The sequence below is a fragment of the Neobacillus sp. SRL179 genome, from assembly GCF_984799095.1.
In genome coordinates, this window is the sequence record NZ_OZ481792.1 from 1805242 (window position 1) to 1816832 (window position 11591).

Consider the following 11591-nt stretch of genomic DNA (forward strand, 5'->3'; position numbering starts at 1 on the left):
AGAGTAAAACTTTATCAAAGGGGGAATTTCATGTTTAGTCGTAAATCTATGATCACGGTTCTAGCAACAGGTATGCTTTTATCATCAGGGGTGGTATATGCTCAGACAAATGGTGCCCCAAATGCACAAGCAGACACAGCTTTTGACAACAAGGTTATCAAAAAAATTAATGCAGAGAATATGTACAATACGATTAAATATCTTTCGGCAGTCCCTCGGGAAGCGGGTACCGAGGGAGAGGTTCGTGGGGTTGAGTACATAGAAGGCCAATTTAAAAGCTTAGGTCTTGAAACTAGAAGAATCCCGTTCCCCATCTATGATTATAAGACAAATCGTCAATTGGCTGAAGTTGACGGAGTCAATTTAAACGGGCGGGCCTTTAGCGGCAGTGGAAGCGGGAAGGTGACCGCAGAGCTCGTTAATGTTGGAAAAGCATTAGCGGGTACGGTTCCTGATGATGTGCAAGGGAAAATTGCTTTAATTGAGCGGGGAGACATTGCGTTTGTTGATAAAGTGAAAAATGTATTTGCTAAAGGCGCAGCAGGGGTACTTATGTATAACAGTGTTTCTGGATCATTTACTGGCCAAGCCAACGGTGAGATTCCAGCTGTAGGAATTACACGCGACCAAGGCCTCAAATTAGTTGAAAGATTAAATAACGGAGAAAAAGTTTGTGCAACCTTAGATGTTGATATCCAAAAAATCGAGAAGACATCATATGTGGTTGAGGCCAAATTAAAGCCTAACAAGAACAAGGACACAGGACAGATTGTCACAATCGGTGCACACCATGACTCTGTTCAGAATGGACCAGGAGCAAATGATGATGCTTCCGGAGTCTCAGCCGTATTGGAGCTGGCAAGAATTCTTGTGAATACGCCGATTGATACAGAAGTTCGCTTCCTTACATTCGGTTCTGAAGAAAGAGGGATGGTGGGCTCATCCTATTATGTATCACAGCTTCCAAAAAGTGATATTGACCGTATGGTTGCTCACTTCCAAATGGATATGATTGGCGGGGCAGAAGCAGGAGAGAATCATCCTTTAGGCGGACTGATCATGTATACCATTGATGGTCAGAAGAATCTTGTTACAGACTTAGGAGCGTCAGCCTCATCTAGAATGTATGATGTAGCAGTGCCGTACGGGCAGTTGGGAAGAAGTGACCATCAACCATTCCATGACGTGGGTATTCCTTCTGCTTTATTTATTCATTCACCGGTTGAGCCTCAGTATCACAAGCCAACAGATACGATTGAACATATCAGTAAGGAAAAGCTACAACAAGCTGCATCCATCATTGGAGCATCAGCCTATCAAATTGTTCGTCCAGAAACGCCGGCTCTTGAGCGTGCCCATGTACATCCAGCGTCAGTGGAATACAATTTCGAAGACCGCCCAGTAGATTAACAGAAAATCAAATAATCAGTAAAAACGCTTGAATCAAAAAAGATTCAAGCGTTTTTTACTATAGGTGTAAATACAACTGCCAACTTCTCAATTAACAGGCGGTTTAACTATATCTTGTAGCAGATGTTACTTACCCTTGCTGCAAGATTCGTTCAAAAATAGCTGAGCTTGTAATGAGGATCTACTGTTGACCCCTAACTTCCGATAAATGTTTTTAATGTGCTTATTTACTGTATTGATACTGATAAACAGTTTTTCAGCAATTTCCTTATACGTATTCCCCTTTTTTAAATAGCGATAAACCTCCATTTCACGTACCGTAAGATTTTTAAAGTTTTCATTGTCCTGTAAGGATTCTCCTTTATGTCTTTCTATCAGAATAGCAAAACGGCTTACCTTTGATAAGAAAAGTTCCTGGTGACCAATAACATTAATTTTATATCCTAATAGCTTCAGCTTAGATGAACGGGAAGATCGAGTTAACAAGGCTGAAATTGCATCTTCTACTAATCCTTCAATATTTTTATAAACAGCAGTTTCATTATAAATATCCCATACTGCCCGATTCATATAAATAACTTCATGATTCTGGTCAAGCAGTATAAAGCCCGTATCACTTTTAGAAGCAAAAGACTCTAATATCTTATGCTCTTGACGCAGTTCCTCATATTCACTTTCCAGATATAAAATATTGGACACAATCGGAGCCAAGAGTTGGCATTTATTAAGATCAGCCTTAGTGAATCCATTTTCTGACAAGGGTTTGGCTATACCAATGACGCCTACAAACTTATCATGGGAATAAAATGTCACAGTCATTTTATGGTATTGTCCGTGCTTTTTCATAAAATCTTTATAATAAACGGAATAATCGTATTCATTTAAGGAAATTATGTCTTCCAATCTTAACGCAACTTTTTCACGGTATAAATCTAAGTGGTTTTTGGGGTGCAAATAATCATAGTTATGAAAATCACTAACATAGTCTTCTACTAAATAATCACTGAGAAAGTGATTGCTTGGGTTAGATAAATTGCCTTCTTGATCAATCTTCCAAAGAATGGACGATCTATAACCGAAATGTTGGGCCAACATATCCTGCAATCCATGAGTCCCGTTTTTTACATTAGCCGTTAAAGCGGAACTAAATTTTAAAAGACGCTCATAATCCGATTTAGGTAAGTTGACTTTAGTAAGCATAGGATAGTCCCCCTTTTAGAATAGGTACTAGTTCATGTACCTTTTTCATTTATAAATCACATATTTGGGTCATTGTTGTAAACGGTTTCTAGTTCTATAATATCGATAATATTAAAAATATTGATAATATTAATAATATTATCAATATTTTGTTTTTGCAATAATTTCGCAAAGGTGGGATTTAAAATTGACTGAAGTTGAATTGTGGCGTTGGACTTCAACAGAAATGGCTTATGGAATCCGAACGAAACGTATATCTTCTCGTGAAGCAGTGACAAGCTGCTTAAAGCGAATCGAGGAGGTAAATCCACTGGTGAATGCACTTGTGGAGATTTCAGCAGAAGAGGCCTTATCAGCGGCTGATGCAGCCGATCGGGCCGTCTCGAATGGGGAACAACTGGGTCCGCTCCATGGGGTGCCAATCTCCATTAAGGTAAATACTGATCAGGCAGATCATGCAACCACTAACGGTGTTGTTGCCTATAAAAACAATATTGCTCGTGAGGATAGTCCGCCAGTTCATAACTTAAGAAAAGCGGGGGCTGTTTTTATTGGAAGGAGCAACACTCCAGCCTTCAATTTTAGATGGTTCACAAATAATGATTTGCATGGTCAAACACTTAATCCTTGGGATGTCTCACGAACCCCAGGTGGTTCAAGCGGAGGAGCAGCCGCAGCTGTTGCAACAGGAATGGTACCGATTGCCCATGGGAATGACAGTGGTGGTTCGATTAGGTACCCGGCCTATGCATGCGGAGTAACGGGAATACGTCCTACATCTGGAAGAGTGCCGCAATGGAACGATTTGGGAGGTTTAGATCAGGTTTTATCAAATCAATTAATGTTAGTTCAAGGTCCTTTGGCACGTACAGTAGCCGATCTCCGGCTGGGACTTTCCGCTATGTGCGACTTTGATCCGCGTGATCCTTTCTATGCACCGGTTCCTTTAGTGGGTGAGCCTCTACAAAAGCCAATTCGTGTCGGGCTATTGCGGGGCGTAGGCATTGCTGAACCGACCCCTGCGGTTAACCAGGGCTTAGATACTGCTGCAAAGCAATTACGTGATGCAGGTTATGTAGTAGAGGAGGTAGAGCTGCCCCTGTTTGATGAGGCTTATAGGCTTTGGTTTTTATTGTGTATGGAGGAGTTCCGCCAGTTGATGCCTCTTGTGGAACAAATTGGGGATCAAGGTATGAAGCTAGCGGCAAAACACTATTATGCGGTTTCAGAGGATTGGTGGGGACCTTCTCCTAGTCTGGAAGATTATATGAACGGCTATGCACGTCGGGGAACACTGATTAATCAGTTACAACAATTTTTACAGGATTATCCGCTATTATTGCTTCCCGTTTCAGCTGAACAAGCTTTTGAACAGAATGCCGATATAAAAAGTGAAGAGAGTATGCGCAGAGTTACGGCAGCACAGTGGTCAATGGTAGCAATACCTGTATTAGGTTTCCCGGCTCTTTCCTTACCGACCAAAGTTGTAGATGGAGTGCCTGTAGGAGTCCAGCTTCTTGGCAGGCGGTTCCGTGAGGACACCTTATTTGAAGCTGCTGAAATTATCGAAGCTCACTCAGAGGTTGTCACCCCGATTAATCCTCGCTGATTGTTTAATAGGAACTTATATTGCTTGGCACTGTTACTAATCTAATGGATACCGAATTAGGATATCCACTCAGGTTAATAGTAGATGAATGAATAGATAAGCTGAAAATGGGAGGGTGGGAAGTGTCATTAAATCAGGATTATTTGCTTGAAGTGAAATCAGTATCGAAAAAATATGGATCCTATCAGGCTCTATCGGATGTTAATTTCGCGTTAGCACCAGGAGAAACTGTAGCAGTGATCGGACAAAATGGAGCAGGTAAATCTACTTTTGCAAAAATTATTGCAGGTTCCATCCAACCCGATGAAGGTGAAATTTATGTAAAAGGCCGCACTACGACATTATTTCCTCCAAGAAATGCTCTTAAAAATGGGATTGCCTTTATCCCACAAGAGCTCGCTTATGTGCCAGAACTCACCGTGGCTGAAAATGTCATGTTAGGACGTCTCCCACATCGTAAAGGCTTTATATCTCATAGAGAGATTGTTAAACAAACGACACTAGAGGCGGCGCGTTTTGGATTGAATATCGACCCAAATTGTAAGATGTCCTCATTAAAATTAGCAGACAAGCAAATCGTAGAAATTCTTAAGGCCTTATCTAGAAAAGCCAGTGTCATTTTACTGGATGAGCCTACAGCCTCGTTATCTGATAATGAAAGTAAAAATCTTTTCTCAATTATCGGGAAGCTTGCGAGAGAAGAAAATGTCGGTATCGTTTATATTTCTCATCGAATGGAAGAGGTATTTAAATTTAGTGATCGGATAGATGTTTTTAGAAATGGAAGGCTTGTTGCCTCCGAATTGACAGCAGAGAGTGATCACGAAAAGTTAATTTCCTATATGCTGGGAAAAAAGAGAGAAAAGCTTACCTTTGAGAAAGCAGAATCTTCAACTACCCCAGCTGCTGTTTCCATAATAAATTGGTCTAGCCAAGGATTACCCAGTTTGTCGAATGTGACATTTGATGTAAAGGAAAAAGAAATCGTCAGTATTTTTGGGGTCCGTGGATGTGGGGCAGAACTTGTTGCTGAGGGACTTGCAGGACTCCGAAAAGAAATTGAAGGAGAGATAGCCGTAGGAGGGGAAAAACACAAGCTGTTTCGTAAACCTTTAGAAGCTAAAAAGGCTAACATTGCCTATGTACCTGCCGATAGGAAGAAACAAGGTTTGGTATTGGATTTGTCAATCAAAAATAATGCCACGCTTCCTATCCTTAAATCTTTATCCCAATTAGGATTCATGAACTCTTTGGAAGAACGTAAAGCAGCTGTAGAATACACTTCGCGTTTTAATACAAAATGTCAGAGTGTTTCACAAAAGGTATCGGAGCTGAGTGGAGGGAACCAGCAGAAAGTTCTTTTAGCTGGAAGATTTGCTTTAAATCCAAAAGTGCTGATTCTCCAAGAACCCTCACGTGGAGTAGATATTGAAGCACGTTTGGAAATTCACAGGCAAATCAGAGAGTTTGCTTCTGAAGGTACGGCTATTCTTGTTGTCACCTCCGATGTAGAGGAGGCTGTGATTATAAGTGATCGTTTACTGGTTATGCGGGACGGTGTCTTAGTTGCCGAATTAATAGGGTCAAATATCACACAAGAAGCAGTTCTTCGATTTGCCGCGGGAAATTCTTAAATAGAATGGAGAATTACTTATGGAAATAAAGGCTAATTCAGAATCCATCGTCGTAACGAAACAGTCGGTTAAGAAGAAGAAACAATGGTTAAACGATGTTACCTTGCTGATCCTCTTTTATGCGATCATTATCATTTTTTTTATGGCCTATACCGATTCTTTTTTAAGCTTTTCCAATTCATTAAATATTCTTGATAACATAGCTGTTCTTGGAATTGTCGCAATTGGTCAAGCATTTGCTATCGTTTCGGGAGGCTTCGACTTTTCAGTAGGCGGGATCGTGCCTTTGGGGGCTGTTGTGTATGCAAGCGTTACTAATGCGGGAGTTAGTTTACCCCTTGCAATCATAATTGTACTTGCGATAGGCGGAATCGTAGGTTTAATCAATGGATTATTGATCGGTAAATTAGGTATTAATCCATTAATTACGACGCTCGGTACTTTTTCAATCACGGCAGGTTTGGCGAATGTTATTACTGGCGGGTTGACAACCACTTTAAACAATCCGAATGCTGCATTTCTTGCCGGCAGTTCAATAGGTGGAATTTCTTATTATGTTTGGCTCTTACTAGTACTAAGTGTTTTGGGGTTTGTTACACTGCGATATACATTGTTCGGCCGCGCTCTTTATGCTCTTGGGGGAAATCGAGAAGCTACCAGGCTTGCTGGAATCCGAACTGATTTAATCACAATATTAGTCTATGTAATTTGTGGTATATTGGCTGCCTTATCAGGAATTGTTGTCGCGAGCCAATTGATGGCTGGATCAGGGACGATGGGAATTGATACAAACTTATTATCTATTACGGCGGTCATTTTGGGTGGAGGATCATTGGCAGGTGGAACTGGCGGAATTATTGGAACCCTTGTAGGCGTTTTATTTCTTGGAACACTATCAAATGGAATGGCGATCATTCAGGTTCAAGCATTCTATCAACAAATTGTAACAGGAATCGTGCTATTAATTGCTGTCATTTCCAGTCGCCTTCGGAATGACAAATAAGATGGAGACTTTAATTTTAAAAGGAGAGAAACCTATGAAATTTATTATTAGGAAGTTATCTGTTCTTATTCTGATCGCCATGATTGTTTTATTGGCAGCATGTGGTGGAAATAGTACATCGAAAAGCGCGAACAGCACGGAAAAACAAACCCAAACCAAACAAGGAAATAAAGAATATCTATTCACATTTGCAAATGTAACGGAATCGGGTCCATTATTTGTGGAAGTGGGCAATGGCGTCAAAAAGGCTGCGGAAGTAGCAGGCGTTAAACTGAAAACATACAATAATAACTTTGATACAAAAACGACCCTGCAAAATGCAAAACTCATGGTTCAGGACAAACCGGATTTAATCATTGAGTATAGTCCTGAAGAAGGAATCGGAAAGGCGCTTCAAGCCGAGTTTAAAAAGTCTGGTATTCCGACCATTGCTGTAAACATTCCAGTTCCCGGAAGTGCATTTTTTAATCTGAGCAACAAAGATTTTGGTATCGATACTGGTAAAATAGTCGCAAATGCCGCAAAGAAAAAAGGGTGGACGGCTGATGATACTACCGTACTTATTGTGCAAAGTTCCAAAGCAGGCGAGGAATTGAACAGTTGTGTCCGCTATTTCTATGCCACTGTAGCGGAAGAAATGGGCATGCAGGCTGTTAAGCCGAAAGATATTACCCCGATGACGACAACGATTGGGAAGCATTTAGTGCAAGTTGATTCCGAAGCTACGATGGAGTCAAGCTACCAAGTCGTAAAAAATGCGCTTCAATCGATTCCAAAAGATCGCCACATTCTTCTTTATTCCATCAACGATGATGCTACGATCGGAGCATGGCGCGCCATTCAAGACGCTAACCGCTCAGAGAAAGCACTGACTGCAGGATTGGGCGGAACGCAGCAGGGATTGGATGAGTTACGGAAAAATCCGAATTGGGTTGCTGAAGGAAGTTTCTTTGGAGGAAACTGGGGGCAGTATATTATGGCAATGGGGGTAGCCATGTTAAATGGCACTCAACCGCCTAAAGTTACCTTGTCCCCTCAGACTATTCTGACAAAAGAAAACGTAGAAGAATATTTCAACGGTGGATATAAGCCTGTAAATCTACCAGAATTGCAGGAACCTAACAACTATTTGATTGAAACAGGTATTCTGCAAAAGTTCAAAAATATAAAGGGTTTACCAAATCAGTAAAGAATACATCTCCTTAGTGGGGTTATTACTTAAAATCAAATTTAAACACCTTCATAAATACGAATGTTATTTAGATGTTCGTGGTTCTTGAAGGTGTTTTTTTGAGAAGAACACCTAACTATTTGAATACTTTAAAGGTGATTATTATGGAAAAATATAGACGAATTAAGGCTGAGTTTTTCTCTTTTATATCGGCCTCTTTAAAAGGAATTTCTCAAGTATTCTTAATTGAAAAGGTCACTACTGGTTTACTCATTCTTGCAGCAATTACACTATCTTCTTTTTATTTAGGGATGATTGCTTTATTATCTTCTTTTATAGGAACTTTAGCTGCGAAACTTGGTGGGGCTGATGAAAATAGTATCAATCAAGGTTTATTCGGATATAACTCGGTTGTAACGGGAATGGCTCTCGCACTATTTTTACAAGGACCTTTTGTTTGGCTTATTGCTTTAGTGGGGGCTGTAATAGCAGCATGTTTCACAGCTTCCTTAATCCATTTTATGAAAAAAACAGAAATTCCTATTCTTACTTTTCCCTTTATCGTATTAACGTGGCTTATATTGTTATCTACTTATCATTTAGGAAATATTACCATGGTCTCCGGATTCATCCCACATGATTTATCAAATTTGAAAATAAATAATATAGAAGATGTCAATTTCATAGATTCACTATTTAACGGGATTGGCCAAATAGTTTTCTTAAAGGGCAAAATATCTGGGACATTATTATTTATTGCAGTGTTTTTAGCAGGTAGAAAACTAGGATGCTATGCAGTTATTGGGTGTATTGCTGCTGTTATTTTTTCATATGCTCTAGGAGGAGAACACCATTTAATAACAGCAGGACTTTATGGATATAATGCGATACTAACCATTTTAGCTGTTTCAGTAGTTTTTAATAATCATAATCGTTTTGCACTATTATTGGGTCTATTCGCAGCTTGTTTAACAATACCAATCACTGCAGGTATCAATACATTACTATCTCCGTATGGAATACCTGCTTTAACAATGCCATTTGTACTTTGTTCATGGATTTTTTTAGGAATGAGAAAGGTTTTCCTAAATATATGAGTTTTTCCCGTTTGCTAGACATATGCAGGTAGGCAACATGTTTTTTTGGAGGGTGCCTGGCACCAAAGCCAAAAAACCGCCGTTACATCAACGGCGGTTTTCTTCTTAAAACTTACTTACCTGCTAATTGAGCTTTTTTCTGTTCAACTGCCTTTAGATCAAAGCGGTCAGCATTCATCACCTTCACCCAAGCAGCAATAAAGTCACGAACAAACTTCTCTTTGTTATCCTCTTGCGCATATACTTCTGCAATGGCACGGAGGACGGAGTTTGAACCAAACACGAGGTCCACTCGAGTAGCCGTACGAACCACTTCACCTGTTTTGCGATTGCGTCCTTCATAGACCACTCCATCGACAGGCTTCCACGCCACACCCATGTCAAGCAAGTTCACAAAGAAATCATTCGTGAGTTGACCGACAGAGTCGGTGAATACGCCATGTGCCGTGCCGCTATAGTTGGTACCTAGTACACGCAGACCGCCAATTAGAACGGTCAATTCCGGTGCAGTAAGATTTAACAGTTGAGCTTTATCGATTAACAGCTCTTCCGGACTTACACTGAACTGCTGCTTTTGATAGTTGCGGAAACCATCAGCGACAGGTTCAAGTACATCAAAGCTTTCTGCATCTGTTTGTTCTTGGGTTGCATCACCACGCCCAGGAGCAAACGGAACTCTTACCTCATAGCCTGCATCTTTGGCTGCTTTCTCGATTGCGGCACAACCGCCAAGGACAATTAAATCGGCCAGGCTGACTTCTTTTTCGAATTCCTTTTGAATGCCTTCCAGTACCTGAAGGACTTGGGCCAGTTGTTTTGGCTGATTGACTTCCCAATCCTTCTGTGGTGCAAGACGGATACGGGCGCCATTGGCACCGCCGCGGTGGTCTGAGCCGCGGTAGGTACTTGCAGAAGCCCATGCCGTGGTTACGAGCTTGCTAACGGTCAATCCTGAGTCTAAGATTTTTGCTTTAAGCTCGGCAATATCTGCATCTGATAAATCATAATTACCGGTCGGAACCGGATCCTGCCAGAGGAAATCTTCTTCCGGAACCTCCGGACCAAGATATCTTGCTTTAGGACCCATGTCACGGTGTAACAGTTTGAACCAGGCGCGGGCGAATGTATCAGCAAATTCATTCGGGTTCTCGTAGAAACGACGACCAATCTTCTCATAGATAGGGTCATGACGCAAAGCCATATCAGCCGTGGTCATCATCGTTGGCACTTTAATCGATGAATCTTCTGCGTCTGGGGCAAGATGCTCCTCAGCAGGGTCGACAATCAGCCACTGCCATGCCCCTGCAGGACTCTTAGTCAGCCACCATTCATAACCATATAATAGCTCAAAGTAACCATTATCCCACTGTGTTGGGTTCGCGGTCCAAGCTCCTTCAATACCGCTTGTGATCGTGTCACGGCCTTTACCGGAACCGTAGGAGTTGACCCAGCCTAAGCCTTGTTCTTCAATTGGAGCTGCTTCCGGCTCTCGACCAACATGAGCAGCATCACCTGCACCATGTGCCTTACCGAAAGTGTGACCGCCGGCAATGAGGGCCACTGTCTCTTCATCGTTCATTCCCATGCGGGCAAAGGTTTCACGGATGTCCTTGGCACTTGCCACCGGGTCTGGTTTACCATTTGGACCTTCCGGGTTCACATAGATAAGCCCCATTTGAACTGCAGCAAGTGGATTTTCAAGGTCACGATCGCCTGTGTAACGATTATCCCCGAGCCATTCCGTTTCAGTACCCCAATAAATATCTTCTTCCGGATGCCAAATGTCTGCGCGTCCTGCTCCAAAACCAATTGTCGGACCACCCATATCTTCAATCGCAACATTACCAGCTAGAACAAGCAAATCGGCCCATGAGATCTTGTTACCATACTTTTGTTTAATTGGCCAAAGAAGTCGTCGAGCTTTATCCAGGCTGGCATTGTCAGGCCAGCTGTTAAGTGGAGCAAAACGCTGGTTGCCAGTTCCGCCGCCGCCGCGGCCGTCCCCAGAACGGTATGTACCAGCAGCGTGCCAGGACATACGGATAAAGAAAGGACCATAATGGCCATAGTCCGCAGGCCACCAATCCTGACTGGTTGTCATCAGATCACGAAGATCCTGCTTAAGCGCAGGATAGTCTAGCTTTTTAAATTCCTCTGTATAATCAAAGTCTTCTCCCATTGGGTTTGATTTTCTGTCATGCTGACGGAGTATATTCAGGTTTAACGCGTTGGGCCACCATTCCCGATTTGTCGTACCACTAGATTTAACACTAGTTGCACCGCCATGAAACGGGCATCCCTCGATGTTGCCATTTTGCTTAGCATCCATATTTTTTATCTCTCCTTTTATGTAAAATTTATTTATATATAATTATGTATCTAGTAAAAAACTTAGACACTATAATTATAATAATTATTAAATAGTATTTATAATAATTATTATCTAGACGTTATAATAAATTATTAA

8 protein-coding genes are annotated in these 11591 nt (G+C 41.5%); 6 read left to right on the top strand and 2 right to left on the bottom strand.

Annotation, left to right across the window (positions count from 1 at the left end):
• Window positions 1–30: 30 nt before the first annotated feature.
• The gene (locus AC4E8C_RS08975; RefSeq protein ID WP_490211761.1) at window positions 31–1410 is read left to right on the top strand and encodes a M28 family peptidase; all 1380 of its coding nucleotides are present in this window, start codon (window positions 31–33) and stop codon (window positions 1408–1410) included.
• A gap of 126 nt (window positions 1411–1536) precedes the next feature.
• Here AC4E8C_RS08975 and AC4E8C_RS08980 read toward each other — a convergent pair whose 3' ends face one another.
• Window positions 1537–2610: a LuxR C-terminal-related transcriptional regulator gene (locus AC4E8C_RS08980; RefSeq protein ID WP_490211762.1), complete on the bottom strand. Its 1074-nt coding sequence runs from the start codon at window positions 2608–2610 to the stop codon at window positions 1537–1539.
• Window positions 2611–2797: 187 nt separating this feature from the next.
• Between AC4E8C_RS08980 and AC4E8C_RS08985 the strand changes: the two genes are divergently transcribed.
• The 5 genes from AC4E8C_RS08985 to AC4E8C_RS09005 all read left to right on the top strand — a co-directional run bounded on the left by AC4E8C_RS08985 (window position 2798) and on the right by AC4E8C_RS09005 (window position 9124).
• Window positions 2798–4219, top strand: coding sequence for an amidase family protein (locus AC4E8C_RS08985; protein ID WP_490211763.1), 1422 nt, complete (start codon window positions 2798–2800; stop codon window positions 4217–4219).
• A gap of 122 nt (window positions 4220–4341) precedes the next feature.
• Complete coding sequence (locus AC4E8C_RS08990; protein WP_490211764.1) at window positions 4342–5853, top strand: sugar ABC transporter ATP-binding protein; 1512 nt, start codon at window positions 4342–4344, stop codon at window positions 5851–5853.
• 19 nt (window positions 5854–5872) lie between these two features.
• Window positions 5873–6856 carry an ABC transporter permease gene (locus AC4E8C_RS08995; RefSeq protein ID WP_490211765.1) on the top strand — a complete coding sequence of 328 codons (984 nt, stop codon included), beginning with the start codon at window positions 5873–5875 and terminating at the stop codon, window positions 6854–6856.
• A 34-nt stretch (window positions 6857–6890) separates the two neighbouring features.
• The gene (locus tag AC4E8C_RS09000) at window positions 6891–8045 is read left to right on the top strand and encodes a sugar ABC transporter substrate-binding protein (RefSeq protein WP_490211766.1); all 1155 of its coding nucleotides are present in this window, start codon (window positions 6891–6893) and stop codon (window positions 8043–8045) included.
• Between the two features lie 146 nt (window positions 8046–8191).
• A complete protein-coding gene (locus AC4E8C_RS09005) occupies window positions 8192–9124 on the top strand; it encodes an urea transporter (RefSeq protein ID WP_490211767.1) in 933 nt (310 codons plus the stop codon).
• A 112-nt stretch (window positions 9125–9236) separates the two neighbouring features.
• On the opposite strand, the gene katG is transcribed toward AC4E8C_RS09005, so the two are convergent.
• On the bottom strand, window positions 9237–11453 hold the full coding sequence (gene katG, locus AC4E8C_RS09010; RefSeq protein ID WP_490211768.1) for a catalase/peroxidase HPI: 2217 nt from the start codon (window positions 11451–11453) through the stop codon (window positions 9237–9239).
• Between the last annotated feature and the right edge of the window lie 138 nt (window positions 11454–11591).

Coding starts and splice junctions, on each gene's coding strand:
- AC4E8C_RS08980 (WP_490211762.1), bottom strand. CDS start 2,610: ATGCTTACTAAAGTCAACTTACCTAAATCGGATTATGAGCGTCTTTTA.
- katG (WP_490211768.1), bottom strand. CDS start 11,453: ATGGATGCTAAGCAAAATGGCAACATCGAGGGATGCCCGTTTCATGGC.
- AC4E8C_RS08995 (WP_490211765.1), top strand. CDS start 5,873: ATGGAAATAAAGGCTAATTCAGAATCCATCGTCGTAACGAAACAGTCG.
- AC4E8C_RS08975 (WP_490211761.1), top strand. CDS start 31: ATGTTTAGTCGTAAATCTATGATCACGGTTCTAGCAACAGGTATGCTT.
- AC4E8C_RS09005 (WP_490211767.1), top strand. CDS start 8,192: ATGGAAAAATATAGACGAATTAAGGCTGAGTTTTTCTCTTTTATATCG.
- AC4E8C_RS09000 (WP_490211766.1), top strand. CDS start 6,891: ATGAAATTTATTATTAGGAAGTTATCTGTTCTTATTCTGATCGCCATG.